The 23,189-nt window shown below is 62.7% G+C and carries 34 protein-coding genes; 6 read left to right on the top strand and 28 right to left on the bottom strand.

Going from position 1 to position 23,189, the window contains the following annotated elements; all coding sequences use genetic code 11:
* Positions 1–11: 11 nt before the first annotated feature.
* Positions 12–809 (bottom strand): MlaA family lipoprotein, encoded by a 798-nt coding sequence (locus tag ASILVAE211_RS10530; protein ID WP_227321241.1) that lies wholly within the window; start codon positions 807–809, stop codon positions 12–14.
* Positions 810–1,014: 205 nt separating this feature from the next.
* Between ASILVAE211_RS10530 and metF the strand changes: the two genes are divergently transcribed.
* Genes metF through ASILVAE211_RS10510 form a run of 4 tightly spaced genes read left to right on the top strand, consistent with a single transcriptional unit; the run spans position 1,015 to position 5,989 of the window.
* The gene (metF, locus tag ASILVAE211_RS10525) at positions 1,015–2,013 is read left to right on the top strand and encodes a methylenetetrahydrofolate reductase [NAD(P)H] (protein WP_227321240.1); all 999 of its coding nucleotides are present in this window, start codon (positions 1,015–1,017) and stop codon (positions 2,011–2,013) included.
* A complete protein-coding gene (locus ASILVAE211_RS10520; protein WP_227321239.1) occupies positions 2,010–4,199 on the top strand; it encodes an ATP-dependent helicase in 2,190 nt (729 codons plus the stop codon). The genes metF and ASILVAE211_RS10520 overlap by 4 nt, the downstream gene beginning before the upstream one ends.
* A gap of 24 nt (positions 4,200–4,223) precedes the next feature.
* Positions 4,224–5,105 carry a 50S ribosomal protein L11 methyltransferase gene (locus ASILVAE211_RS10515; RefSeq protein ID WP_227321238.1) on the top strand — a complete coding sequence of 294 codons (882 nt, stop codon included), beginning with the start codon at positions 4,224–4,226 and terminating at the stop codon, positions 5,103–5,105.
* On the top strand, positions 5,075–5,989 hold the full coding sequence (locus ASILVAE211_RS10510; protein ID WP_227321237.1) for a polysaccharide deacetylase family protein: 915 nt from the start codon (positions 5,075–5,077) through the stop codon (positions 5,987–5,989). Before ASILVAE211_RS10515 ends, ASILVAE211_RS10510 begins: the two co-directional genes overlap by 31 nt.
* Positions 5,990–6,061: 72 nt before the next feature.
* On the opposite strand, the gene ASILVAE211_RS10505 is transcribed toward ASILVAE211_RS10510, so the two are convergent.
* Complete coding sequence (locus ASILVAE211_RS10505) at positions 6,062–6,286, bottom strand: DUF1127 domain-containing protein (RefSeq protein WP_227321236.1); 225 nt, start codon at positions 6,284–6,286, stop codon at positions 6,062–6,064.
* Between the two features lie 177 nt (positions 6,287–6,463).
* On the opposite strand from ASILVAE211_RS10505, the gene ASILVAE211_RS10500 reads away from it, so the two are divergent.
* Both ASILVAE211_RS10500 and ASILVAE211_RS10495 read left to right on the top strand, forming a co-directional pair.
* Entirely contained in the window at positions 6,464–8,245 is a 1,782-nt protein-coding gene (locus ASILVAE211_RS10500; RefSeq protein WP_227321235.1) for an aminopeptidase P family protein, read from the top strand.
* A gap of 9 nt (positions 8,246–8,254) precedes the next feature.
* On the top strand, positions 8,255–9,397 hold the full coding sequence (locus tag ASILVAE211_RS10495; protein WP_227321234.1) for a glycosyltransferase family 4 protein: 1,143 nt from the start codon (positions 8,255–8,257) through the stop codon (positions 9,395–9,397).
* Positions 9,398–9,401: 4 nt separating this feature from the next.
* On the opposite strand, the gene ASILVAE211_RS10490 is transcribed toward ASILVAE211_RS10495, so the two are convergent.
* The 26 genes from ASILVAE211_RS10490 to tuf all read right to left on the bottom strand — a co-directional run bounded on the left by ASILVAE211_RS10490 (position 9,402) and on the right by tuf (position 23,174).
* Positions 9,402–10,802 carry a sugar porter family MFS transporter gene (locus ASILVAE211_RS10490; protein ID WP_456304491.1) on the bottom strand — a complete coding sequence of 467 codons (1,401 nt, stop codon included), beginning with the start codon at positions 10,800–10,802 and terminating at the stop codon, positions 9,402–9,404.
* A complete protein-coding gene (locus ASILVAE211_RS10485; RefSeq protein WP_227321295.1) occupies positions 10,726–11,076 on the bottom strand; it encodes a hypothetical protein in 351 nt (116 codons plus the stop codon). Before ASILVAE211_RS10485 ends, ASILVAE211_RS10490 begins: the two co-directional genes overlap by 77 nt.
* A 100-nt stretch (positions 11,077–11,176) precedes the next feature.
* Positions 11,177–11,428 (bottom strand): DUF3297 family protein, encoded by a 252-nt coding sequence (locus ASILVAE211_RS10480; protein WP_227321233.1) that lies wholly within the window; start codon positions 11,426–11,428, stop codon positions 11,177–11,179.
* A gap of 52 nt (positions 11,429–11,480) precedes the next feature.
* Positions 11,481–12,347: an SDR family NAD(P)-dependent oxidoreductase gene (locus tag ASILVAE211_RS10475; RefSeq protein ID WP_227321232.1), complete on the bottom strand. Its 867-nt coding sequence runs from the start codon at positions 12,345–12,347 to the stop codon at positions 11,481–11,483.
* 141 nt (positions 12,348–12,488) lie between these two features.
* Positions 12,489–12,968 carry a 50S ribosomal protein L15 gene (rplO, locus tag ASILVAE211_RS10470; RefSeq protein WP_227321231.1) on the bottom strand — a complete coding sequence of 160 codons (480 nt, stop codon included), beginning with the start codon at positions 12,966–12,968 and terminating at the stop codon, positions 12,489–12,491.
* A gap of 27 nt (positions 12,969–12,995) precedes the next feature.
* Positions 12,996–13,187 (bottom strand): 50S ribosomal protein L30, encoded by a 192-nt coding sequence (gene rpmD / locus ASILVAE211_RS10465; protein WP_227321230.1) that lies wholly within the window; start codon positions 13,185–13,187, stop codon positions 12,996–12,998.
* Positions 13,177–13,773 (bottom strand): 30S ribosomal protein S5, encoded by a 597-nt coding sequence (rpsE, locus tag ASILVAE211_RS10460; protein ID WP_227321229.1) that lies wholly within the window; start codon positions 13,771–13,773, stop codon positions 13,177–13,179. Before rpsE ends, rpmD begins: the two co-directional genes overlap by 11 nt.
* Positions 13,774–13,786: 13 nt before the next feature.
* Positions 13,787–14,149, bottom strand: coding sequence for a 50S ribosomal protein L18 (gene rplR, locus ASILVAE211_RS10455; RefSeq protein ID WP_227307408.1), 363 nt, complete (start codon positions 14,147–14,149; stop codon positions 13,787–13,789).
* The gene (gene rplF, locus ASILVAE211_RS10450) at positions 14,149–14,682 is read right to left on the bottom strand and encodes a 50S ribosomal protein L6 (RefSeq protein WP_227321228.1); all 534 of its coding nucleotides are present in this window, start codon (positions 14,680–14,682) and stop codon (positions 14,149–14,151) included. The genes rplR and rplF overlap by 1 nt, the downstream gene beginning before the upstream one ends.
* Before the next feature lie 13 nt (positions 14,683–14,695).
* Positions 14,696–15,094 (bottom strand): 30S ribosomal protein S8, encoded by a 399-nt coding sequence (rpsH, locus tag ASILVAE211_RS10445; protein WP_227307410.1) that lies wholly within the window; start codon positions 15,092–15,094, stop codon positions 14,696–14,698.
* Between the two features lie 15 nt (positions 15,095–15,109).
* The gene (rpsN, locus tag ASILVAE211_RS10440; protein WP_227321227.1) at positions 15,110–15,415 is read right to left on the bottom strand and encodes a 30S ribosomal protein S14; all 306 of its coding nucleotides are present in this window, start codon (positions 15,413–15,415) and stop codon (positions 15,110–15,112) included.
* Positions 15,416–15,491: 76 nt separating this feature from the next.
* On the bottom strand, positions 15,492–16,022 hold the full coding sequence (rplE, locus tag ASILVAE211_RS10435) for a 50S ribosomal protein L5 (protein WP_227321293.1): 531 nt from the start codon (positions 16,020–16,022) through the stop codon (positions 15,492–15,494).
* Positions 16,023–16,061: 39 nt separating this feature from the next.
* Positions 16,062–16,382: a 50S ribosomal protein L24 gene (gene rplX, locus ASILVAE211_RS10430; protein WP_227321226.1), complete on the bottom strand. Its 321-nt coding sequence runs from the start codon at positions 16,380–16,382 to the stop codon at positions 16,062–16,064.
* A 2-nt stretch (positions 16,383–16,384) separates the two neighbouring features.
* On the bottom strand, positions 16,385–16,753 hold the full coding sequence (rplN, locus tag ASILVAE211_RS10425; RefSeq protein ID WP_227307413.1) for a 50S ribosomal protein L14: 369 nt from the start codon (positions 16,751–16,753) through the stop codon (positions 16,385–16,387).
* Between the two features lie 15 nt (positions 16,754–16,768).
* The gene (rpsQ, locus tag ASILVAE211_RS10420) at positions 16,769–17,062 is read right to left on the bottom strand and encodes a 30S ribosomal protein S17 (protein WP_227321225.1); all 294 of its coding nucleotides are present in this window, start codon (positions 17,060–17,062) and stop codon (positions 16,769–16,771) included.
* Between the two features lie 13 nt (positions 17,063–17,075).
* Positions 17,076–17,288: a 50S ribosomal protein L29 gene (rpmC, locus tag ASILVAE211_RS10415; RefSeq protein WP_227321224.1), complete on the bottom strand. Its 213-nt coding sequence runs from the start codon at positions 17,286–17,288 to the stop codon at positions 17,076–17,078.
* A gap of 2 nt (positions 17,289–17,290) precedes the next feature.
* A complete protein-coding gene (gene rplP, locus ASILVAE211_RS10410) occupies positions 17,291–17,707 on the bottom strand; it encodes a 50S ribosomal protein L16 (protein ID WP_227321223.1) in 417 nt (138 codons plus the stop codon).
* 16 nt (positions 17,708–17,723) lie between these two features.
* Positions 17,724–18,401 carry a 30S ribosomal protein S3 gene (gene rpsC, locus ASILVAE211_RS10405; RefSeq protein ID WP_227321222.1) on the bottom strand — a complete coding sequence of 226 codons (678 nt, stop codon included), beginning with the start codon at positions 18,399–18,401 and terminating at the stop codon, positions 17,724–17,726.
* A 1-nt stretch (position 18,402) separates the two neighbouring features.
* Complete coding sequence (rplV, locus tag ASILVAE211_RS10400; protein ID WP_227321221.1) at positions 18,403–18,807, bottom strand: 50S ribosomal protein L22; 405 nt, start codon at positions 18,805–18,807, stop codon at positions 18,403–18,405.
* Positions 18,808–18,810: 3 nt separating this feature from the next.
* Positions 18,811–19,089, bottom strand: coding sequence for a 30S ribosomal protein S19 (rpsS, locus tag ASILVAE211_RS10395; RefSeq protein WP_227307419.1), 279 nt, complete (start codon positions 19,087–19,089; stop codon positions 18,811–18,813).
* 4 nt (positions 19,090–19,093) lie between these two features.
* Complete coding sequence (gene rplB, locus ASILVAE211_RS10390) at positions 19,094–19,927, bottom strand: 50S ribosomal protein L2 (RefSeq protein WP_227321220.1); 834 nt, start codon at positions 19,925–19,927, stop codon at positions 19,094–19,096.
* A gap of 17 nt (positions 19,928–19,944) precedes the next feature.
* Positions 19,945–20,241: a 50S ribosomal protein L23 gene (locus tag ASILVAE211_RS10385; RefSeq protein ID WP_227321292.1), complete on the bottom strand. Its 297-nt coding sequence runs from the start codon at positions 20,239–20,241 to the stop codon at positions 19,945–19,947.
* A gap of 38 nt (positions 20,242–20,279) precedes the next feature.
* Complete coding sequence (gene rplD / locus ASILVAE211_RS10380; RefSeq protein WP_227321219.1) at positions 20,280–20,927, bottom strand: 50S ribosomal protein L4; 648 nt, start codon at positions 20,925–20,927, stop codon at positions 20,280–20,282.
* Positions 20,928–20,937: 10 nt separating this feature from the next.
* Complete coding sequence (rplC, locus tag ASILVAE211_RS10375; RefSeq protein ID WP_227307422.1) at positions 20,938–21,612, bottom strand: 50S ribosomal protein L3; 675 nt, start codon at positions 21,610–21,612, stop codon at positions 20,938–20,940.
* Positions 21,613–21,631: 19 nt separating this feature from the next.
* Positions 21,632–21,940, bottom strand: coding sequence for a 30S ribosomal protein S10 (rpsJ, locus tag ASILVAE211_RS10370; RefSeq protein ID WP_227307423.1), 309 nt, complete (start codon positions 21,938–21,940; stop codon positions 21,632–21,634).
* Between the two features lie 43 nt (positions 21,941–21,983).
* Positions 21,984–23,174, bottom strand: a complete 1,191-nt coding sequence (tuf, locus tag ASILVAE211_RS10365; protein WP_227321218.1) for an elongation factor Tu — start codon at positions 23,172–23,174, stop codon at positions 21,984–21,986.
* Positions 23,175–23,189 lie beyond the last annotated feature (15 nt).

Here is a 23,189-nt window from a genome sequence, read left to right as displayed (position 1 = left end):
GCGTTCTGGACTTAGTTCTGGCCGGCCGGCGCGGCGGCCGGCTGCGGGAACCAAGCCGGAATCGTATGGCGGTTGTCATCGCGTGCAGCCTGGATGGCGGCCTCACGATGCTGACGATAGAGGCTTCTGAAGGTCGCATAGGGGTCGAGCGCCATGCGCTTGACCTCGTCGATCGGCTTCAGCAGGTCGGCACGCGTGTTCACGATGGTCAAGGTCGTACGGGCATAGCCCAGGTCGCTCACGATAGCGCCCTGCCCGACCCAGAAGAACGGATCAGACACGACGCCGACGCCGAACCCAGCCGCGTCACGCGGATCGGACGGGCCGAGCACCGGCAGATACAGGAAGGGACCGGTGCCGACGCCCCACAGCGCCAGGGTGATGCCGAAATCGGCCTCATGCGAAGGCCAGCCCATGCCCGTCGCGAAATCGAAGATACCGGCGACGCCGAGCGTGGAGTTGACGACGAAGCGCATGAGGCTGTCGCCGGCACGGCGGGATTTCGCTTCCAGGATGTCGTTGATGAAGACGACCGGCGTATGCAAGTTGTCCAGCACATTGCCGACATGGTTACGAACCGTGCGGGGCACAACATAGGCATAGCCCTGGGCCACCGGCTTCATGGCATAGGTGTCGAGCGCATTATTGACCGCGTAGAGCTTCCGGTTCATCGGCTCCAGCGGGTCGTCATTCTGCTTGTATGCGGCCAAAGCCTCGGGATCGGATGCCGGCGGTTTGGTTGCACAGCCCGCGAGGCCCGTCATCAGCACAGCCGCCATCAGTCCAGCGGCCCAGAACCTCGATGTCACGCAACAACCCCCTCGTTCACCACGGTCATAGCACTCACATACTCTCGATCAGCGTTAGCTACAGACCTAGAACAAAATCGCTGCGACGCAAAACTGCTCAAATCTGCCGGGCGCTGTCGGTCACCGCCGTCTTGCATGAACGGCACGAGACTGCCACGGAGTTTTACCGTATGAGACTGATGCCGCGCATGACGAGTCCTGACTGATGAACCTTCCTCTCACGCCCCGTAATTCCCTGCTGGATAATGCAGGCTTGGCCCGACCGGTCCTGGAGCGCTGGCTAAGCGGCCCCCGCTTCGGCGCTCTGCCGCTGCCCGATGGCGGTAGCCCTGCACCGGCTTTGTCCTTCGAATTCTTCCCCCCCAAGACCGAAGCGCTGGAAACCCAGTTGTGGTCCTGCATCCGCCGCCTGGAGACGCTTAATCCGCGTTTCGTTTCCGTGACTTACGGGGCCGGTGGCAGTACGCGGGAACGGACACACGCAACTGTGATCCGCCTGGTACGGGAAACCGCGCTGGTTCCCGCCGCGCATCTGACCTGCATGGGCGCCACGCGCGGCGAAATCGATGAGATCGCGGCGCGCTATTGGGAAAGCGGCGTCCGTCACATCGTGGCGCTACGTGGCGACCTGCCGGCGGGCCAGACCGATGTCGGCTCGGAAGGCTATCAGACCGCCCTGGAACTGGTGGAAGGCCTGAAACGCATCGCCGATTTCGAGATCAGCGTCGCAGCCTATCCAGAGGTTCATCCGCGCGCGACCTCTCCCATCGCCGATCTCGACAATCTCAAGCGCAAGCTGGATGCCGGCGCCACTCGCGCCATCACCCAGGCCTTTTTCGACAGCGCGACCTATCTCCGTTTTCTCGATATGTGCCTGGCCGCCGGGATCACCGCGCCTGTCGTGCCCGGCATCCTGCCGGTGACGAATTTTGCCCAGGCCCGGAAATTCAGCGAGCTCACCGGCACCGTCATCCCCGATTGGATGGCCAATATGTTCGAAGGGCTGGACGAAGACCCCGAGACGCGGCGCATGGTTTCCCTCGTCATCGCGGCCGAGCAGGTGCGCCTGCTACAGGCCAATGGCGTCGACGAATTCCACTTCTACACGCTTAACCGCCCGGACCTGACCTATGCCATCGCCCATATCCTGGGTGTGCGGCCGCAGGCGCCCGCGCCGACAGCGGATGAGACCTCGGCCGCGTGAGTGACTATCTCGATCGGCTGAATTCCGAACAGCGCGCGGCGGTTGAAGCGCTCGACGGTCCGCTGCTGGTGCTGGCCGGCGCCGGCACCGGCAAAACGCGCGTGCTGACCACGCGCTTCGCGCATATTCTGATGTCCGGCCGCGCCGGGCCCGGCCAGGTGCTATCCGTCACCTTCACCAACAAGGCCGCGCGCGAGATGCAGGAGCGCATCGGCAGCATCCTCGGCCAGCCGGTGGCAGGGCTTTGGCTCGGCACCTTCCATTCCCTCTGCGCCCGCATCCTGCGCCGCCACGCCGCCCTCGTCGGGCTGGAATCCAATTTCTCCATTCTCGATACCGACGACCAGTTGCGGCTGCTGAAGCAACTGATGCAGGCGGCGGGCGTCGATATCAAACGCTGGCAGCCGCAGGGACTGATGGCGATCATCCAGCGCTGGAAGGATCGCGGGCTGACGCCCGAACGCGTGACGGCCGCCGAAAGCAGCGACTTCGCCAATAATCGCGCCGAGGAATTGTATGAGGCCTATCAGGCGCGGCTGCGCAGCCTGAACGCGGCCGATTTCGGTGACCTACTGCTGCATGTGACGGAAATCCTGCGCACGCAGCCGGAAGTGCTGGCGCAATATCACCGCATGTTCCGCTATATCCTGGTCGACGAATACCAGGACACCAATCTGGTTCAATATCTGTGGCTGCGCCTGCTGGCCCAGTCGCACCAGAATATCTGCTGCGTCGGCGACGATGACCAGTCAATCTATTCCTGGCGTGGCGCGGAAGTGGAAAACATCCTGCGCTTCGAGAAAGACTTTCCCGGCGCGCGCATTGTCCGTCTGGAATCCAACTACCGCTCGACCAAGCAGATTCTGGGCGCGGCTTCGGGTTTGATCGCGCATAACGAAGGCCGACTCGGCAAGACCCTGCGCTCGGGCCGCACCGAGGCCGACGGCGACAAGGTCCAGGTTCTGGGCCTTTGGGATTCGGACGAGGAAGCCCGCGCGGTCGGCAGCCGCATGGAGGAATTGCGGCGCGAGGGTCACAAGCTTTCCGAAATCGCCGTTCTGGTCCGCGCCGGCTTTCAGACCCGCGCTTTCGAGGAGCGGCTGATCACCATCGGCATTCCCTATCGTATCGTCGGCGGCCAGCGCTTCTACGAACGGGCGGAAATCCGCGATGCCATCGCCTATCTGCGCCTGATCGCGCAGCCGGCCGACGATCTGGCTTTCGAGCGCATCGTCAATCTGCCGCGCCGTGGCGTCGGTGACGCCGCCTTGCGCAACCTGCATCTGCACGCCCGCACGCATCAGGTACCGCTGATGGCCGCCGCCGGACGGATGATTGCCGGTGGCGTGATCAAGGGCAAAGTCCGTGAATCGCTGCAAGCCCTGCTGATGGGTTTCGACAGCTGGCGGGACTTGCTGGCCCGCGACGGTCATGTCGTCACCGCCCAGACCATGCTGGACGAAAGCGGCTATACCGAGATGTGGAAGCAGGACAAATCGCCGGACGCGCCAGGACGGCTGGAAAACCTCAAGGAACTGATCCGCGCGCTGGCTGATTTTGACAGCCTTGCCGGCTTCCTCGATCATGTCGCCCTCGTCATGGAAAATGAAGAGAGCACCGAGACCGACCGCGTCAGCCTGATGACGCTGCACGGCGCCAAAGGCCTGGAATTCGACACGGTCTTTCTGCCCGGCTGGGAGGAAGGTCTGTTTCCCAGCCAGCGTTCGATGGATGAAAGCGGGCTAAAGGGCTTGGAGGAGGAACGCCGCCTCGCCTATGTCGGCATTACCCGCGCCCGTAAGCGCGCCATCATCAGCCATGCCGCCAATCGCCGCATCTATGCCAATTGGCAGTCGAGCGTGCCGAGCCGCTTTATCGAGGAACTGCCGCCCGAGCATGTGTCGCAAAGCGGTGCCGCGCGGGCCGAGCGCATGCAGCGGCTGAATGCCGATCCCATCTTCTCCGGCGCCTTCCCGCTGACCGCCACGCGCCCGCGCCAATCGCCCGGCGCCTGGGAACAGACGGCACGTCCGGCGCGCCAAGACAGCATTCCCGTCGGCACCCGCGTCTTTCATCAGAAATTCGGCTACGGCACCGTGCTGGCGGTGGAAGACAATCGCCTCGACATCGCCTTCGAACAATCCGGCGAAAAGCGCGTGCTCGATACCTTCGTCGAACGCGCCTGATATCTGACTGAGAAAGACCCTTCGATGGCCCGCCGCGCAACCCCGCTCGAAACCGTCTCCCTGCTGGTGCCTGAGGAAGCCCTGCCCTTCTACGAGCAGGCGCTGCTCAGCATCTGCCCGACCGTCGGATTTTTCCGCGATGAGGATGAGGGCCCCTGGCGTCTGGAAGCCGTGAAGCCGATCGGCGAGCGGGACGATGAGCTGGCAAACAACCTGCTGCTGGCGGCCGCCCTGTCGGGCTATGATATTCCGCTGGAGCGTCAGCCCACGGAGGCCGACGGCTGGCTCGCCCGCAATCTGGAGCAGTTCCCGGAACAGTTGATCGGTCATCGCTTTGCCGTGCGCGGCACGCATGAAACGGCGACGCCCGTCTACGGCCGCCTGACCATGACGGTCGATGCCGGCCTCGCCTTCGGTAGCGGCGAGCATGGCTCCACGCGCGGCTGCCTGCGGGCGCTGGAACATATCGCCCATCTGAAACCCCGGCAGATTCTGGATCTCGGCACCGGTTCGGGCATTCTGGCCATGGCTGCGGCCAAGCTGCTGCATCGCCCTGTCATCGCGACCGACATCGACCCCTGGTCGGTGCGGGTGACACGGCAGAACGCGGAACTGAACGGCGTCGCGCAATTCATCCGCCCGGCGCTGGCGGATGGCTGGAAGTCCCGCGCGACCAGCGCCGGCGCGCCCTATGACCTGGTCTTCGCCAATATCCTGGCCCGCCCGCTCTGCTCCATGGCCTATAGCCTGTCGCAGCATCTGAAGCCCGGTGGCTATGCCATTTTGGCCGGCCTGCTCGCGACCCAGGAACGCATGGTTCTGGCCGCCCACAGACGTCAGGGCATGGTGCTGGAAAAGCGCTTCCCCGAAGGTCAGTGGACCGCGCTGCTGTTGCGCAAGCCCTGATGCGGCTGCCCAGCCACAACCGCTACGACTACGCGCCGATCACGCGGCGCCCTGACTACGACTGGCCGAACGGCACCCGGCTTGCCGTCTATATCGGCCTCAATCTGGAGCATTTCGCCTTCGGCGAAGGCCTGGGCGCGGAACTTGCCCCCGGTGGCCCGCAACCCGATGTGCTGAACTATGCCTGGCGCGACTACGGCAATCGGGTCGGCGTGTGGCGGCTGCTGGATCTTTTCGATGCGCTGTCCCTGCCCAGCACCGTTCTGCTCAACAGCAGCATCTATGACTATTGCCCGGAAATCGTCGCACCGTTCCGCGCGCGCGGCGATGAGATCGCAGGGCATGGCCGCAGCAATGCCGAACGCCAAAGCGTTTTAGGCGAGGCTGAGGAAAAGCGTTTGATTGCCGAGACAACGGTCGCAATCCGGCATCATGAGGGCAAGCCGCCCGCGGGCTGGCTCAGCCCCTGGATCGCGGAAAGCACTGTCACGCCCGATCTGCTGGCCGAAGCCGGTTACGGCTATACACTGAACTGGTGCCATGACGACCAGCCGGGCTGGATGCAGACGCGGGGCGGCGGAAAACTGCTATCCGTGCCTTACCCGCAGGAACTGAACGACATTCCGGCCATCGTCGCGCGGAAAATCGAGGCCGCGACCTTCGCCGATATGATCATCGACCAGTTCGATGAAATGCGGGATCAGGCCGTAGCGCAGCCTTTGGTGATGGGCATCGCGCTGCATCCCTATATCGTCGGCCAGCCCTTCCGGCTGCGGCAGCTACGCCGGGCGCTGGCCCATATCACGGCGGCGCGGGACGATATCTATCTCTGCCGCGCGGGCGATATCGCCGCCCATGCGGGCGCTTGCCTGCCTGCGGACTAATCCGCGCCGCTTACAAACAAAAAGGGCAGATCCTTGCGGATCCGCCCTCTCAAGCCCGAACCGGCGCCGCCATTAGCGGGCGTCGCGGTTCGCCATCGAGAAGACGCTGCGGATTTCGCTGCGGTTCAGGCCGATATCGGCGAGTTCGCGGTCGCTGAGGCGATCGAGTTCGTTGATGACGGCGTTGCGGCGGCTCACATTGCGCAGCCAACGGCCGACGCGAACGACGGAACCCGAGAGGCTAACCGGGCGGGCAACGGGAGCGGCGGCGGAAGAGGTGTTGATGAAGGCGTTCATCGGAGTATGTCCTTGTTGAGAAGGCCTTCAGGGTTTCTGGGGGGCCATTCGTTGAACGGCGATATAGCAAGCTTGCCGTTCTTCCTGATGCGGCAAGAAACTCGAGCTGACATGCGATAGAAGCATGATCACAGCAGAGTTATGAGACTGACACATATCTTTCACGGAAACTCCGCCATGCCGTCATTTTTTGACCGTCTTTCTTCTTTGAGAGCCAATTTTGCTGCGGCCGGCATAGACGGCGTGCTGATCCCACGTTCCGACGAGCATCTGGGCGAATATGTGCCGGCCTGCGCCGAGCGTCTGGCCTGGCTGACAGGGTTCACAGGCAGCGCCGGCCTTGCCATTGCCCTGAAAGACAAGGCCGCGATCTTCATCGACGGACGCTACGTGACCCAGGTGCGGGGCGAAGTGGACGGCGCGCATTGGACCTACCGCCATGTCACGGACGAGCCGCCGGCCGATTGGCTGAAGGACGTGGCGCCTGCCGGTGCCCGCATCGGCTATGACCCGCTGCTGATCGCGGAAGACGCGCTGGATCGCATCGCCAAGGCAGTCCCCGCCGTCACCTTCGTGCCGCTGGCGCAAAATCCTGTCGATGCGATCTGGACGGATCGCCCGGCTGAGCCGGTCGGCGCCGTCATGGCCTATCCCGAGGCATTGGCCGGCAAGTCCGCCGCCGACAAGCGCGGCGAGATCGCCGATATCTTGAAGGCGGCTGGCGAGGATGCGGCGATCATTACCGATCCGCCCTCCATCAACTGGCTGCTCAATATCCGGGGCGCCGATGTGCCTTTCGCGCCCATCGCGCTGGGCTTTCTCATCATTCGCGCGGATGCGACCGCGACGCTCTTCATGACGCCCGAGAAGCTCGGCGCGGAAGTGCGGAAGACCTTCGGCAATCACGTCACCGTCGAACCGCGCACGGCGCTCGCGGCCGGGCTGGATGGCCTGGCCGGCAAGACCGTCCGTGTCGATGCCGGTGCCTCGCCCGTCTGGTTCGCGCAGCGCTTGCGTGCGGCGGGTGCCACCGTGACGGCCGGCGCCGACCCTTGCGCTTTGCCCAAGGCCTGCAAAAACGCCGTCGAGCAGCAGGGCGCCCGGGACGCGCAGGCAAGGGATGCCGCAGCCCTTTGTCGTTTTCTGCATTGGCTGTCGGTGGAAGCTCCGGCTGGACAGCAGACGGAAATGTCCGCCGCCGAAGCGCTGGTCGCCTTCCGCGCTGAACTAACCGAATTCAAGGAAGAGAGCTTCCCAGCCATTTCCGGCGCGGGCGAACATGCCGCCATCATGCATTACCGTGTCTCGCCCGAAAGCGACCGCGCCATCCAGCCGAACGAGGTCTATCTGATCGATTCCGGCGCCCAGTTCCTCGACGGCACCACGGATGTGACCCGCACGATCTGGACCGGGCCAGATGCCGCGCCGGATCTGCTGCGCGAGCGCTTCACCCGCGTGCTGCAAGGCCATATCGGCATCGCCACCTTGCGCTTCCCGGAAGGCCTGACCGGGGCGCATGTCGACGGTTTCGCGCGCCATGCGCTGTGGCAGGTCGGGCTCGATTTCGACCACGGCACCGGCCATGGCGTCGGCGCCTTCCTGTCCGTGCATGAAGGGCCTGTCGCCATTTCCCGCAATTCCCGACCCATCCCCATCAAAGCGGGGATGCTGCTGTCCAACGAGCCCGGATACTATCTGCCGGGGTCTTACGGTATTCGCCTGGAAAATCTGCTCATCGCTCAGCCTGCCGCGGCCAGGCCGGATGGCGTGAAGCCTTTTCTGGAGTTCGAGACCATTACCTGGGCCCCCTTCGATCGCGCCTTGATCGCGACACCGCTGCTGACGGATGCCGAACGCACCTGGCTCAACGCCTATCACGCCCAGGTTCTGGCCAAGGTCGGCCCGCATCTGGCGGGTGCTTCCGCTTCCTGGCTGCAAACCGCCTGCGCACCGCTGTAACCCCAAGCCTTGCCCACCATTCTTCAAGTCCTGCCCTCTCTCGACAGCGGTGGCGTCGAGCGGGGCACGGTGGAAATCGTCGAAGCTTTGGCAGCGCGGGGCCATAAGCCTCTGGTCGCCAGCGCGGGCGGCCGGCTTGTGGCCGCCATCGAGCGCGCGGGCGGCACGCATGTCACGCTGCCGCTGAAAACCAAGAACCCGTTCAAGATCTGGCGCAATGCCACGGCGCTGGCCCAGCTGATCCGCGATCAGCGCGTCGATCTGATCCACGCGCGGTCCCGCGCGCCGGCCTGGTCGGTTCTGCGGGCCAGCAAAATGACGGGCGTGCCCTTCATCACCACCTATCACGGCGCCTATTCAGACACCTCGAAGGCCAAGCGCTTCTACAACAGCGTCATGGTGCGGGGTGCCCTGGTGATCGCCGCCAGCGGTTTCATCGCCGATCTGATCCAGCAGCAGCACGGCGTTCCGCCGGACCGCATTCGCCTTATCCCGCGCGGCGTCGACCCGCAGGTTTTCGATCCGCGCGGGCAGCTTGGGCTGCGCGTGGCGCGGCTCGCGACAGCCTGGGAATTGCCCGAGGATGCGAAGGTCATCCTGCTGCCGGCGCGCATTTCCCGCTGGAAAGGGCAGGACCAGCTGATCGAAGCGCTGGCGCGGCTGAAGCGGCCGGAGGTCGTCGTGGTCTTCGTCGGATCCGATCAGGGCCGGCATTCCATCGTCCGCAGCCTGCTCGATCAGGCGAAACGGCTGGGCGTCACCGGGCAGATCAAATTTGTCGGCCATTGCGCGGATATGCCGGCCGCTCTGATGCTGGCCGACGTTGTGGTCTCGGCCTCGACCGAGCCTGAGGCTTTCGGCCGCGCGGTGATCGAAGCGCAGGCGATGGAGCGCGTCGTCATCGCCGCCGACCATGGCGGTGCGGCGGAGACGGTGACGCATGGCGAGACGGGGATTCTGGTGCCGCCCGGCGATGTCCGGGCGCTGACGGAGGCCTTGTCCGCGACCTTCGATGCCTCTGCCGAAGATCGGCAGGCCATGGGAGAGCGGGCGCGCGCGTCTGTCCTCAGCCATTACACCATCGCCACCCTGAAAGGGGCGACGATGGCGGTCTATGACGCGGTATTGGCCGGACGCCGGCCAATACCGTGAGCGATTACTCGGCTGCGGCGGCGATACCCGTGCCGTCGCGGCTGGGTGTGAAAGTGCCGTCGCGCAGCGCTGTCTCGATATCCTCAAGCGACGCGCCCGAGGTTTCCGGCACGAAGATCATGACGAAGATCGCCGCCACGATGTTCACCCCGGCATAAAGCCACATCGTGCCGCCGAGCGAGATCCACTGCACCAGCGACAAAGCCGTGCCGGTGACGAGCAGATCGGCGCCCCACAGGGTCGCTGCATGGGCAGCGGTCGCCTGTCCGCGCATGGATAGCGGAAACATCTCAGACCCCAGAAGCCAGCCACAGATCTGAATGCCGCCGGAATTGAAGATCATGAAGGCGATCAGGAAGAAAACCACCATATAGGAGCCGATGGACCCGGCTCCCGGATGCATCATGAAGCTGATGCCGAGGCCGACGAGGCTGAGCGCCGATAACGGCTCGAACCACAGCATCAGACGGCGACGGCCGACCTTGTCGACATTGAAGGACGCGGTCGCGGTCACGACGCAATAGGTGATGGCGACGCCCAGGCTGGCCATCAGCGCGGAACTGGCACCAAACCCCGCGTCATGCAGGAAGGTCGGCGCGTAGTAGATCATCATCTCCAACCCGCCGCATTGGGTGAAGAAGGCAACGCCGAGGGCGGCGATGAGGGCGGGACGCACCCAGGGCTGGCCAAGGCCGCGCCAGCCACGGTTATGCGGCTTGATCTTCTGCGTCGTCTCATGAATGTGCCGCGCCTCGCGCCGCACGGCACGTTCCGAGGTGCGGACGCGGGCCAGTTCCCGCATGGCGCTGTGAATGCCTTCGTTTTCCGCCGTCCAGCGCGGGCTGCGCGGCAGGAAGAAACTGGCACAAAAGACAAAGAGCGCCGGAGCGGCTGCCAAACCCACCATGACACGCCAACCCCAATCCACACGGCCGACGAAACCGATGATATTGGCTGCAAGAATGCCGATGCCGATGGCGATATTGAAGGTCGTCACCATGCCGCCGCGCTTATCCTGCGGTGCCAGCTCGGAAATATACATCGGCACGACCTGGGTTGACCCGCCAACCGCAAGGCCCAGGAAAACACGCGCAACTGTCAATGCTATGACGTTCGGCGCGAAGGCGCAGGCCAGCGCGCCCAGCACGAAAACGCCCGCGACGATGGCGAGAGACGGGCGGCGGCCCAGCTTTTCGGAAAGATAGCCGGTGCCAAGCGCGCCTATCACCGCGCCAAGCAGAATTGCAGAAGTCACCAGCTCCTGCTGCGTACTATTGAGATGGAAATCGCGCGAGATCAGCAGCAAAGCACCGGAAATAATTCCGGTATCATAACCATAAAGCCCGCCGCAGATCGCGGCGACGATCGCCGTAAGCTGCAGCGTTCGCTTTGCTACTGGTGAAATCTCGATGTTTCGCGTTTCGGTGAGGGCGGCGCCGCTGGGGCGCTCCAATACTGTCTCGGCTGCCATGCAACCAATTTAAGGCAGGATCGTGGCAGAGCAAGGCATTTTTGTGCGCTGCAACAGCAATTGCAATCCCACCAGGCAGCAATTTTCCAAAAGCGTCGGTAATTTCAGAAAATACTGAAAGATGACAAATTCGTGTTTGCTCAATCAACAAACCTGAATCACGCCTTGAATTTACCTGTCGGCATCGCAGGGCGATGATTTTAGTCATTCGGCGATCATCGGCGGCGCATTTTCTCTGCGCTACGCCTCAATATTCTCAATGAACCGTTTTGGCCGCCGCACAGAGGGCAGCGGCCAAAACGTCGAACTCAACCTTCGGCGGCGTCGTCGCGGAAATAAGGCTCCACCGGGCCATTCATTTTCATCGTCAGCGGATTGCCGAAGCGATCGACCGATTTGCCGACCGACAGCCGCACCCAGCCCTCGCTCACACAATATTCCTCGACATTGGTCTTCTCGACCCCCTTGAAGCGAATGCCGACGCCCCGCTGCAAAGCGGCCTCGTCGAAAAACGGGCTTTTGGGATTAACGGAAAGACGGTCGGGCGGTGTGTCGGTCATCGGTTCGGCCTTTAAGGAAGTAGCAGGATAGTTTCGAGCAGAGGCAGGCTGATCACAAGCCACGCTCGGCAAGGAAGGCCTTGAACGCCTCGGCATAGCCGGGGTGCCAGCGGGACAGCGGCGGCCGGTTCTCGGTCACATCCATCGCTGTCCACAGCATGCGGGCATTGTCCAGGTCGCGCGTCACGTCGTTATCAGGGCAGATGATGTAAAAATCCCCGGCCGCCATCCGCTCCGCCATGAAGGCAACGACCTCGTCCGGCGTCCAGGCGCCGGCGGGCTTGGCATCCGTCGGCACCCGCGTCATGCCGGTGAAGGTAAAGCCCGGCACCAGAAGATGCGCCTGCACCTGGCAACCCGGCTGGCTGCGCAGCTCATGCGCCAGGGCCTCCGTCACCGCCTTAACGCCAGCTTTGGAGAGGTTATAGGCGGTATTGCCCGGGGGCTGGGTGATGCCCTGCTTGGAGCCGGTATTGACGATGATCGCGGGCTTTCCGTCCGCCATCATGCGGGGCGCGAAAGCCTGCACGCCATGGATGACGCCCCACAGATTGACGTCCAGGATCGCCTCCCACACGGCAGGATCGCCGAACAGCGCGCCATCGCCGCTGCGCCCGGCATTGTTCATCAGGAAGTCGACCTGACCGAAGCGGTCATAGGCGGTGTCGCGCAACTGCTCTACGGCGTCGCGCCTGCCGACATCGGTAGGCAAGGCGAGGATCTGGGCGCCATGCTGCGCGGCAATCGCGTCGGCCGTGGCCAGCAGCGCGGTCTCGTTAAAATCCGCCAGAACCAGCTTCATGCCCCGCGCGGCGCAGAATGCGGCCGTCGCCCGGCCGATGCCGCCGGCGGCGCCGGTAATGACAGCCACCTGGCCCGGCTGGAAGACGGCAACAAACGCTGAAATTGTCTGGGTCATGGTCCTGGCGCTCTTCCGGGTGGCGGAACAGCTTTTTACCGCAGATCGGACAGGCCGCCGATGATGAAGGGCATCACATATGAGAAAGGGCGCCGAACCAGGTTCGACGCCCTTCCCAAAATCAAGCAGCCGCGCATCCGATTACTCGGAAGCGGCAACCTCGCCGATGATCTCGACCTTGCCGCCAGCCGCTTCGATCGCCGCAACCGCGGAAGCGGAAGCGCCGGAAACGGAGACGGTGAGCGCGCGGGTCACGGCGCCACGGGCCAGCAGGCGAACGCCCGAGACCTTGGCGCGGCTGACGACGCCGGCTTCGAACAGATTGGCTTCGGTAATCGTCTGGCTACCGTCCAGCACGCCGACGCTGACCGCATGCTCGAGCAGGTCGAGGTTCAGCGGCGCATAGACCTTGCGGGAGATATTCTTAAAGCCACGCTTCGGCAGACGACGATAGATCGGGAGCTGACCGCCCTCGAACCCGTTGAGGGACACGCCCTCACGCGCCTTCTGACCCTTAACGCCCTTGCCGGAGGTCTTACCCTTGCCGGAGCCGATGCCACGGCCAAGCCGCTTCGACTTCGGACGCGCGCCGGGATTATCGCGCAGTTCATTGAGCTTCATGGTTCAATCCTTAAGGTCTGACCGGGGTCAGACCTTTTCTTCAACCTTCACAAGATGGGCGACCTTGCGGATCATACCGCGCACCGAGGGAGTATCCTCCAGCTCGCGCACGCGGCCGATCTTGTTAAGGCCGAGACCGATCAAAGTCGCCTGCTGGCCGGGCTTCTGCCCATTGCCAGAGACGAGCTGCTTCACAACGACCGTGCGATCAGACGGCATCGGCAACCTCCACAGCGCCCTCATGGGCGACTTCGCGCTTGCCCAGGATATCCGACACCTTCTTGCCACGACGGGCGGCGACGGAGCGCGGGCTAGCGCAATTCTGCAAGGCGTCGAAGGTTGCCTTGATCATGTTATGCGGGTTGCGGCTGCCCATGGACTTGGCGACGACGTCGCCAATGCCGAGGGTTTCCAGAACCGCACGCATCGGACCGCCGGCGATGATGCCCGTGCCCGCCGGAGCGGAGCGCAGGATAACCGCACCGGCACCGTAGTGACCCAGCGCATCGTGATGCAGCGTGCGGCCTTCCTTCATCGGCACGCGGATCAGGCTACGCTTCGCCCGTTCCGTCGCCTTGCGGATTGCCTCAGGCACTTCTCGCGCCTTGCCGGCGCCGAAGCCGACGCGGCCCTTCTGATCACCAACCACAACCAGAGCGGCGAAGGCGAAACGACGGCCGCCCTTCACCACTTTGGCTACGCGGTTGATCGTCACCAGCTTGTCGATGAACTCATCGCTATGCTCGCGTTCGCGCTCACGCTCACGTCCGCCGCGGCCACCACCCTCTCTCGGTTCCCGTGCCATTGCTTCGTTCCCCTTAGAAGGCCAGACCGCCCTCACGGGCGGCATCGGCCAGAGCTTTGACGCGACCGTGGTAGAGATAAGACCCACGGTCGAACACAACTTCCTTTACGCCAGCGGCAAGAGCGCGTTCGGCTACCAGCTTGCCAACAGCCGTCGCAGCGTCGGTATCGGCCCCGGTCTTGAGATCCTTGCGGAGATCCTGATCGAGGGAGGACGCCGCGGCGAGCGTACGGCCCGCCACATCGTCGATCACCTGCGCATAGATATGCTTGCTGGAACGAAACACCGACAGCCGGACCCGGCCACCGGACTTCTGGCGCAGCTGGAAGCGGAGACGCTCCCGGCGACGCACCCGGAGATCCTGGTTCGCGCTCATTACTTCTTCTTACCTTCTTTACGGCGGATGGTTTCGTCGACGTATTTCACGCCCTTGCCCTTATAGGGCTCCGGCGGACGCTTCGAACGAATTTCAGCAGCAACCTGACCGACCAACCGCTTGTCGACGCCTTCGACCTTGATGCTTGTCGGCTTCTCGCAGGTGATCTTGATCCCCTGGGGGATCGGATAGACCACGTCATGCGAATAGCCGAGGTTGATCACCAGGTTAGCGCCCTGGACGGCGGCACGATAACCGGTGCCGTTCACTTCCATGGTCTTCGAGAAGCCCTCGGACACGCCCTTCACCATGGTCGCGACGAGAGCACGGGTCGTGCCCCACATCATGCGAGCCGGTGCGGCCTTCGTCTTCGGCGTGACGGTCACGCGACCGTCCTCGACCGTGGTTTCGACCAGATCGGTGAGCGGCAGCGTCAGCGTGCCGAGCTTGCCCTTCGCCGTCAGGATGTTGTTGGCGATAGCCACATCAACCCCAGAGGGGATGGTGACCGGATATTTACCTACGCGCGACATTCCCCAGCCCCCCTTAGAAGACCCGGCAGAGGACTTCGCCGCCAACATTGGCAGCGCGGGCCTCTTGATCGCTCATCACGCCACGGGGCGTGGAGAGAATGGAGACGCCGAGACCGCTATAGACCCGCGGCAGCTCCTTGATCTTCGAATAAACGCGACGACCCGGGCGGGAGACACGAGTGATCTCCTTAATGACCGGCTGGCCTTCGTTATACTTCAGCTCGATACGAAGCTGGGCGACACCCGGACGCAGCTCTTCGGTCGAGAAGCCGCGGATGTAGCCTTCACGCTTCAGCACGTCGAGAACATTGGCGCGGAGACGCGAGCTCGGCGCAACGCAAACGGTGTGGTTGGCTCGCTGCGCATTACGGATGCGCGTGAGCATATCCCCCAAGGGATCTGACATCGACATAGTTGATCCCTTTCCTTACCAGCTGGCCTTAACCATACCGGGGATCTGCCCGGCGCTGGCGAGGTCTCGCAGTGCGATACGGCACAGGCGGAACTTGCGATAGTTGGCGCGGGCGCGACCGGTCAGTTCGCAACGCAGGCGAACGCGCGTGGCAGAGCCATTGCGCGGCAGCTGCGCAAGCTTCACGGACGCTTCGAACCGGTCTTCCACGGGGATGCTGCGATCGGAAACAACCGATTTCAGCGCCTCACGCTTGGCCTTATCGCGAGCGGCCATCCGCATACGCTTGGCATTGCGGTTGACCTGGGAAGTTTTGGCCATCCTGTTTTACCCTCCGGAACCTATCGGCCGACCGCCTTGCGGTGGCCGTGGTTTTCCAAATCTCGACTTGTTAAGCTCAGTTCGCGAACGGAAGTTCAAAGGCCTTCAAAAGGGCCTTCGCTTCCGCATCGGTCGTCGCAGTCGTCACGAAGACGATGTCCATGCCCCTAACCGCGTCTATCTTGTCATAGACGATTTCCGGGAAAATGATCTGCTCCTTCACGCCCATGGCAAAATTGCCACGACCGTCGAAACCCTTGCCGGTGATACCGCGGAAATCGCGAACGCGCGGCAGCGCGATCGTGACCAGGCGATCGAGGAACTCATACATGCGCGCGGAACGCAGCGTCACCTTGCAGCCGATCGGCAGACCCTTACGGATCTTGAAGCCCGCGATGGCCTTTTTGGCCACGGTCTTCACCGGCTTCTGGCCGCTGATCAGCGTCATTTCGGCATAGGCGGCTTCCAGCTTCTTCTGGTCGGCAGCCGCTTCACCCACGCCCATATTCAGCACGATCTTTTCCAGACGCGGCAGCTGCATGGTGTTCTGGTAGTTGAACTCCTCCTGCAGCTTCGCACGGATAACATCGTTGTAGCGTGCCTGCATACGCGGCACGGCCTTAATCTCGCTCACCCTCTAGCCTCCTCAGCTTTCGATGAGAGCGCCGGTCTTCTTGGCAACACGAACCTTGCGGCCGTCTTCCAGAATCCGGAACCCCACCCGGGTCGGCTGATCGCTCTGCGGATCGATCAGCTTCAAATTAGACAGGTCGATCGCACGTTCACGACGCACCAGACCACCCTGCTCGCCCATACGGTCCGCCTTCTGGTGCTTCACCGTAATGGCGACACCTTCGACGACAGCCCGGTTCAGCTTCGGCAGGACCTGCGTCACTTCACCGCGCTTGCCCTTATCGGAGCCGGAGATGACGAGGACGCGGTCGCCCTTACGAATACGCGCGGCCATGATCAGATCACCTCCGGCGCGAGGCTGATGATCTTCATGAACTTGCGGGCGCGCAGCTCGCGCACGACGGGCCCGAAGATACGCGTGCCGATCGGCTCGTTCTGCTTGTTGATCAGAACAGCCGCATTGCGGTCGAAGCGGATGGCGCTGCCATCGGCGCGGCGCACCGGATAAGACGTACGAACGATCACCGCCTGGTGAACGTCGCCTTTTTTGACCTTACCCCGAGGAATCGCGTCCTTGACGGCAACCACGATCACGTCGCCGACGGAAGCGGTCTTACGCTTCGAGCCACCGATGACCTTGATGCACTGAACGCGACGCGCGCCGGAATTATCGGCGACATCGAGATTGGTTTCGGGATGAATCACTTACTCTATCCCCTCTTAGGCCTGAGCCGAAGCGGCAGGCGCTTCAGTGATTTCGACCGGAGCGGACAGGTTCACACCATTGCGCTCGATCACCAGCCAGGCTTTGCGCTTGCTGATCGGAGGGCATTCCTCGATCCGCACCATGTCGCCCGGCTTGCATGTGTTAAGTTCGTCGTGCGCAGCGTAACGCTTCGAACGGCGAATGAACTTCTTGTAGAGCGGATGCATGACGCGACGTTCGACCAAAACCGTAACGGTCTTGTCCATTTTATCGCTCACCACCCGCCCTGACAGGACGCGCTTAGACATCGCCCTTATCTCCTCAGGCTTTGGCGGAAGCGCGTGAGCGCTCCGCAATAATGGTTTTCACACGAGCGATCTCACGTCGCACAACACGCACGCGCCCGACACTCTCGGACTGGCCCGTAGCACGCTGGAACCGAAGGTTGAACTGCTCACGACGCAGGTCTACCAGTTGTGCTTCCAGCTCATCCGCGGTCTTCGCGCGAATGTCGGTCGCAGATTTGTTTGCCATAATTACGCCTCCCCGATACGGGTGACGAATTTGGTCTTGATCGGCAGCTTCGCCGCACCGAGCGTCAGCGCTTCCTGCGCGATCTCGGTGGAGACGCCGTCGATTTCGAACATGATGCGACCAGGCTTGACCCGAGCCACCCAGAACTCGGGATTGCCTTTACCGGAGCCCATGCGGACTTCGGCGGGCTTCTGCGAAACCGGAACATCCGGAAAAATGCGGATCCACACGCGGCCGGCGCGCTTCATGTAGCGCGTGATCGCCCGGCGAGCGGATTCGATCTGACGCGCGGTGATGCGCTCGGGCTCCATGGCCTTGAGGCCAAAAGCACCGAAAGTCAGCTGCGTGTTACCTTTGGCGAGGCCGTGGATGCGGCCCTTATGCGCCTTGCGGTATTTAGTGCGCTTGGGAGAAAGCATTGTCCGTGTCCAATCCTTACCGCTGCGGCGCCTGTTCGGCGGCCTTGCGGTCCTGTGCCATCGGATCTTGGGTCAGGATCTCACCTTTGAAGATCCAGACCTTCACACCGCAGGTCCCATAAGTCGTCTTCGCCGTAGCAACACCGTAATCAATGTCAGCGCGCAGCGTATGCAGCGGCACGCGGCCTTCACGGTACCATTCCATCCGCGCGATTTCGGCGCCGCCAAGACGGCCACCGCAGTTGATGCGGATGCCCTGGGCGCCAAGACGCATGGCGGACTGAACGGCACGCTTCATGGCGCGGCGGAAAGCCACACGCCGCTCCAGCTGCTGCGCGATATTCTCGGCAACCAGCGTCGCGTCGATCTCAGGCTTACGGATCTCCATGATGTTCAGGGAGACTTCGGCCTTCGCCATGTTCGTCAGGTCCTTGCGCAGAACCTCGATATCCTGACCCTTCTTGCCGATCACCACACCCGGGCGAGCGGCATAGATGGTCACGCGCGGCTTCTTCGCCGGACGCTCGATCACAACGCGGGACACGCCGGCGCCGGAGAGCTTCTTGCGAAGATGCGAACGCAGCTTCAAGTCGTCATGCAGCAGCTTGGCGTAGTCCTTGCCAGCATACCAACGGCTTTCCCAGGTACGATTGATACCGAGGCGAAGACCGATCGGATTGACTTTGTGACCCATGTTACACGGCCTCCTGCTCAGCGGGTGCAGCTTCCTGCGCACGCTCGGCAACGACGATCTTCAGGTGGCTGAACCACTTCTCGACGCGGGCGGCGCGGCCACGGCCACGCGCATGGAACCGGCGCATCACGATGGAACGGCCAACCTCTGCCTTCGTCACCACCAGACGATCGACGTCGAGCTGGTGATTATTCTCGGCATTGGCGATCGCGCTCTGCAGCGCCTTGCGAACATCGTTCGCAATGCGACGCTTGCTGAAGGTCAGCTGGGCGACGGCGACGGCGGCCGGCTTGTTGCGGATCAGAGCCGCAACAAGGTTCAGCTTACGCGGGCTGACGCGGATATTGCTTACCAGCGCCTGCGCTTCGGTCTCTCCAAGAGACCGGGGATGTTTCGGCTTGCTCATCGATCAGCCCCGCTTTGCCTTCTTGTCGGCCGAATGGCCCGTGAAGGTACGCGTCGGCGAGAATTCACCGAACTTGTGCCCGACCATGTTCTCGTTGACCTGGACGGGCAGGAACTTATGCCCGTTGTAGACGCCGAAGGTCAGCCCAATGAACTGGGGCAGAATCGTCGACCGGCGAGACCAGATCTTGATAATTTCGTTGCGGCCCGAAGCGCGTGCCGCCTCGGCCTTGTTCAGGAGGTACCCGTCTACAAACGGGCCTTTCCAAACGGAGCGTGACATGGACTCAGCCCTTGCTCTTGTTGCGCCGGCGGATGATCAACTTGTCCGTCCGCTTGTTAACGCGCGTCTTGTAACCCTTGGTCGGCTTGCCCCACGGCGTCACCGGATGGCGACCACCGGAGGTCCGGCCTTCACCACCGCCATGCGGGTGATCGACCGGGTTCATGACGACGCCGCGGTTATGCGGGCGACGTCCGAGCCAGCGGGACCGACCCGCCTTACCGATGTGAATGTTCGAGTTGTCCGGGTTGGACACGGCACCGATGGTGGCCATGCACTCGGCGCGGACAACACGCAGCTCACCAGACATCAACTTGACCTGGGCATAGCCGGCATCCTTGCCGACGAGCTGAGCGAAAGTCCCCGCGGAGCGCGCAACCTTGGCGCCCGCACCCGGCTTCATCTCGATATTGTGGATGATCGTGCCGACCGGAATGGCCGCCAGCGTCATCGCATTGCCCGGCTTGATGTCGGCGCGAACGCCGGACACGACCTGGTCACCGACAGCAAGACGCTGCGGCGCGATGATGTAGGCAAGCTCGCCGTCCTGATACTTGATCAGCGCGATGAAGGCCGTACGATTCGGATCATATTCCAGACGCTCGACCGTGCCGGGGACATCAAACTTACGACGCTTGAAGTCAACGATACGATAGCTCTGCTTATGTCCGCCGCCACGGAACCGCACCGTGGTGTGGCCATGATTGTTGCGACCGCCGGACGAGCTTTTGCCGACCGTCAGTCCCTTAACCGGCTTTCCCTTCCACAGGCCTTCACGCGACACCATAACGGTGCCGCGGAGGCTCGGGGTAACGGGATTAAATTGCTTAAGCGCCATGATCTATCCCCAAAGCCTCAGGTGAGGCTCGTCGTGAAGTCGATCGACTGGCCGTCGGCCAACTGAACGATCGCCTTCTTGACATCCGCACGCTGGCCAGGACGGCCACGGAACCGCTTCGTCTTGCCCTTCGTGACCAGGGTGTTCACACCCAGAACCTTCACGCCGAACAGGCTTTCCACCGCGGTCTTGATCTCCGGCTTCGTGGCATCCAAAGCGACACGAAAGGTCACCTGGTTGCGCTCGCTCTGGGCGGTCGCTTTTTCGGTGATCACCGGAGTGCGGATGACCTCGTAGATGGCCTCACGCGACATTTTCTCAGCGCGCTTGCGCGCGGCAAAACCGGGGGTGCTCATGCTGCGATCTCCGCCGCGACGACGGCCTTGTCAGCCAGGCGCGCCGTCAGACCTTCCAAACCGGCCGAAGTCACGACCAGCAGATCATGGCGCAGAATGTCGAGGACATTCGCACCGACCGTCGGCAGCACGTCGACACCGATCAGGCTGCGGCTGGCGCGCAGGAAACCCGCGTCCACATCCGCATCGACGAACAGCGCTGAGGTCCAGCCCAGGATCTTCAGCTTCGCAGCGAGATCCTTGGTCTTCTCGACGCCGGCGGCGCTGTCGATGACGATCAGCTTGCCTTCAGCCTGCTTCTGCGACAGGGCCGAGATGAGACCCAGGCGACGCACCTTCTTCGGCAGGTCATACCCATGGTCGCGCACAACCGGACCGTGGACAACGCCACCGGTGCGATACTGCGGCGAACGCAGGCTACCCTGACGGGCGTTACCCGTACCCTTCTGGCGGAACGGCTTCTTGGTCGTGCCCGAAACCTCGGACATGCCCTTCACCTTGTGGTTGCCGGAGCGGCGACGCGCCTGCTGCCAATGCACCACACGCGCCATGATGTCAGTGCGCGGAGCGGCACCGAAAATCTCGTCAGCCAGCTCAACCGAGCCAGCCGATCCGTTATCAAGAGTTTTAATATCGATCTGCATGTCGCAATCCTCAGCCCACCAGCGCGGCGGGATAGGCAGCGTCGGCAGGCCGCGCACGCTTAATCGCGTCACGCAGCAGCACATAGCCGCCAACGGCACCCGGAATAGCGCCCTTAACCATCACCAGACCGCGCTCGACATCGATGCCCGCGACCTCAAGATTGAGGGTCGTGATGCGCTCGCCACCGAGATGACCGGCCATCTTCTTATTCTTAAAGGTCTTGCCGGGATCCTGACGGTTACCCGTCGAACCAAGGCTACGATGGCTGACGGACACGCCATGGCTTGCTTCCAAGCCGGCGAAATTCCAGCGCTTCATGCCACCGGCGAAGCCCTTACCCTTAGAGATGCCAGCGGCGTCCACTTTCTGCCCGACGGAGAAGTGGGCCGCGGAGATCACCGAACCCGGTTCGAGGAGAGCATCCTCGGCCACGCGGAATTCGAAAACCTTCTTCGCAGGCTCGACCTTTGTCTTGGCGAAATGGCCACGATTCGGCTGGCTGACGTTCTTTACCTTGGCCAGGCCGAAACCCAGCTGGACGGCGGTATAACCATCCAACTCTTGCGTACGGGTGGACACCACCCGCACCTGGTCGAGGTGCAGAACAGTGACGGGAACATGGCTCCCATCATCTTTGAAAAGCCGAGACATGCCCAGCTTCTTGGCGATCACTCCGGTGCGCATAGAGGCGGTCTTTCCAGTCTCAGATCTTGATCTCGACATCGACACCCGACGCGAGGTCGAGCTTCATCAGGGCGTCCACCGTCTGCGGTGTCGGCTCCACGATGTCGAGAAGGCGGCGATGGGTCCGGATTTCGAACTGCTCGCGGCTCTTCTTATCAACATGGGGGGAACGGTTCACCGTGAACCGTTCAATGTGCGTCGGCAACGGGATCGGGCCGCGAACCCGGGCACCTGTACGCTTCGCCGTGTTCACGATCTCCTTCGTGCTCGCATCGAGCACGCGGTGATCATACGCCTTCAGGCGAATGCGGATGTTTTGATTGTCCATCGTCAGGCTTCCAGTTTCGCGGCCAAATCTTCCTAGCGCGTAATTACGCGGTCACACTCGCAACCACGCCGGCGCCGACGGTGCGGCCACCTTCGCGGATCGCGAAACGCAGACCGTCATCCATGGCGATCGGCGCGATAAGCTCGACTTCCATCGACACGTTGTCGCCGGGCATAACCATTTCCGTGCCTTCCGGCAGGGAGACGACGCCGGTGACGTCCGTGGTGCGGAAGTAGAACTGCGGACGATAGTTGGTGAAGAACGGCGTGTGACGGCCACCCTCTTCCTTCGTCAGAATATACGCTTCGGCCTTGAACTTCGTGTGCGGCGTGATGGAGCCGGGAGCTGCCAGAACCTGGCCGCGCTCGACGTCTTCACGCTTCGTGCCACGCAGCAGCGCGCCGATGTTGTCGCCAGCCTCGCCCTGATCGAGCAGCTTGCGGAACATTTCAACGCCCGTGCAGATCGTCTTGACGGTCTTCTTGATGCCGACGATTTCGATTTCGTCGCCAACCTTCAGAATGCCGCGCTCGATACGACCGGTCACCACCGTGCCACGACCCGAGATCGAGAACACGTCTTCGATCGGCATCAGGAACGGAAGGTTACGCGGACGCTCCGGCTGCGGAATGTAGTCGTCAACCGTCTTCATCAGCGCCAGGATCGCCTGCTCGCCGATTTCCGGGGTCTTGTCTTCCAGAGCGGCCAGGGCGGAGCCCTTCGTGATCGGGATGTCGTCGCCCGGGAACTGGTAGGAGGAGAGAAGTTCACGAACTTCCATCTCAACCAGCTCAAGCAGCTCGGCATCGTCGACCATGTCGACCTTGTTCATGAAGACCACCAGCGCCGGCACGCCGACCTGACGGGCGAGCAGGATGTGCTCACGGGTCTGGGGCATCGGGCCGTCAGCGGAGGACACAACCAGGATAGCGCCGTCCATCTGGGCGGCACCCGTGATCATGTTCTTCACGTAGTCAGCATGGCCCGGGCAGTCGACATGCGCGTAGTGGCGGGCGGCGGTCTCATATTCCACGTGAGCCGTGGAGATCGTGATGCCGCGAGCGCGCTCTTCCGGAGCCTTGTCGATCTGGTCGTAGGCCGTGAAGGTCGCGCCACCAGCCTTTGCCAGCACTTTCGTGATGGCGGCGGTTAGCGAGGTCTTCCCATGGTCAACGTGACCAATGGTGCCAATGTTGCAGTGAGGTTTGTTACGCTCAAATTTGGCCTTAGCCATCGTCTTCTCTCCGTG

Source organism: Acidisoma silvae, from assembly GCF_020618775.1.
Taxonomy (GTDB): Bacteria; Pseudomonadota; Alphaproteobacteria; order Acetobacterales; family Acetobacteraceae; genus Acidisoma; species Acidisoma silvae.
This window is presented reverse-complemented; position numbering and strand designations above follow the sequence as displayed.

Excerpts from the sequence above, each read along its gene's own strand:
- rplV (WP_227321221.1), bottom strand. The coding sequence starts at position 18,807 with ATGAGCAAGCCGAAACATCCCCGGTCTCTTGGAGAGACCGAAGCGCAG.
- ASILVAE211_RS10475 (WP_227321232.1), bottom strand. The coding sequence starts at position 12,347 with ATGACCCAGACAATTTCAGCGTTTGTTGCCGTCTTCCAGCCGGGCCAG.
- rplR (WP_227307408.1), bottom strand. The coding sequence starts at position 14,149 with ATGAGCGCGAACCAGGATCTCCGGGTGCGTCGCCGGGAGCGTCTCCGC.
- tuf (WP_227321218.1), bottom strand. The coding sequence starts at position 23,174 with ATGGCTAAGGCCAAATTTGAGCGTAACAAACCTCACTGCAACATTGGC.
- ASILVAE211_RS10500 (WP_227321235.1), top strand. The coding sequence starts at position 6,464 with ATGCCGTCATTTTTTGACCGTCTTTCTTCTTTGAGAGCCAATTTTGCT.
- rpmC (WP_227321224.1), bottom strand. The coding sequence starts at position 17,288 with ATGGCAAACAAATCTGCGACCGACATTCGCGCGAAGACCGCGGATGAG.
- rplB (WP_227321220.1), bottom strand. The coding sequence starts at position 19,927 with ATGGCGCTTAAGCAATTTAATCCCGTTACCCCGAGCCTCCGCGGCACC.
- ASILVAE211_RS10385 (WP_227321292.1), bottom strand. The coding sequence starts at position 20,241 with ATGTCGCGTGAGGCCATCTACGAGGTCATCCGCACTCCGGTGATCACC.
- rplX (WP_227321226.1), bottom strand. The coding sequence starts at position 16,382 with ATGGCCGCGCGTATTCGTAAGGGCGACCGCGTCCTCGTCATCTCCGGC.
- rpmD (WP_227321230.1), bottom strand. The coding sequence starts at position 13,187 with ATGCCGTCTGATCGCACGGTCGTTGTGAAGCAGCTCGTCTCTGGCAAT.
- rpsQ (WP_227321225.1), bottom strand. The coding sequence starts at position 17,062 with ATGTCTAAGCGCGTCCTGTCAGGGCGGGTGGTGAGCGATAAAATGGAC.
- rpsJ (WP_227307423.1), bottom strand. The coding sequence starts at position 21,940 with ATGGACAATCAAAACATCCGCATTCGCCTGAAGGCGTATGATCACCGC.
- rpsC (WP_227321222.1), bottom strand. The coding sequence starts at position 18,401 with ATGGGTCACAAAGTCAATCCGATCGGTCTTCGCCTCGGTATCAATCGT.
- rplO (WP_227321231.1), bottom strand. The coding sequence starts at position 12,968 with ATGAAGCTCAATGAACTGCGCGATAATCCCGGCGCGCGTCCGAAGTCG.
- ASILVAE211_RS10505 (WP_227321236.1), bottom strand. The coding sequence starts at position 6,286 with ATGAACGCCTTCATCAACACCTCTTCCGCCGCCGCTCCCGTTGCCCGC.
- rplE (WP_227321293.1), bottom strand. The coding sequence starts at position 16,022 with ATGCAGGCACGCTACAACGATGTTATCCGTGCGAAGCTGCAGGAGGAG.
- ASILVAE211_RS10480 (WP_227321233.1), bottom strand. The coding sequence starts at position 11,428 with ATGACCGACACACCGCCCGACCGTCTTTCCGTTAATCCCAAAAGCCCG.
- rplP (WP_227321223.1), bottom strand. The coding sequence starts at position 17,707 with ATGCTTTCTCCCAAGCGCACTAAATACCGCAAGGCGCATAAGGGCCGC.
- rpsE (WP_227321229.1), bottom strand. The coding sequence starts at position 13,773 with ATGGCACGGGAACCGAGAGAGGGTGGTGGCCGCGGCGGACGTGAGCGT.
- rpsN (WP_227321227.1), bottom strand. The coding sequence starts at position 15,415 with ATGGCCAAAACTTCCCAGGTCAACCGCAATGCCAAGCGTATGCGGATG.
- rplC (WP_227307422.1), bottom strand. The coding sequence starts at position 21,612 with ATGCGCACCGGAGTGATCGCCAAGAAGCTGGGCATGTCTCGGCTTTTC.
- rpsS (WP_227307419.1), bottom strand. The coding sequence starts at position 19,089 with ATGTCACGCTCCGTTTGGAAAGGCCCGTTTGTAGACGGGTACCTCCTG.
- rplD (WP_227321219.1), bottom strand. The coding sequence starts at position 20,927 with ATGCAGATCGATATTAAAACTCTTGATAACGGATCGGCTGGCTCGGTT.
- ASILVAE211_RS10485 (WP_227321295.1), bottom strand. The coding sequence starts at position 11,076 with ATGACTAAAATCATCGCCCTGCGATGCCGACAGGTAAATTCAAGGCGT.
- rpsH (WP_227307410.1), bottom strand. The coding sequence starts at position 15,094 with ATGTCGATGTCAGATCCCTTGGGGGATATGCTCACGCGCATCCGTAAT.
- ASILVAE211_RS10515 (WP_227321238.1), top strand. The coding sequence starts at position 4,224 with ATGGCCCGCCGCGCAACCCCGCTCGAAACCGTCTCCCTGCTGGTGCCT.
- rplF (WP_227321228.1), bottom strand. The coding sequence starts at position 14,682 with ATGTCGCGCGTAGGTAAATATCCGGTCACCATCCCCTCTGGGGTTGAT.
- metF (WP_227321240.1), top strand. The coding sequence starts at position 1,015 with ATGAACCTTCCTCTCACGCCCCGTAATTCCCTGCTGGATAATGCAGGC.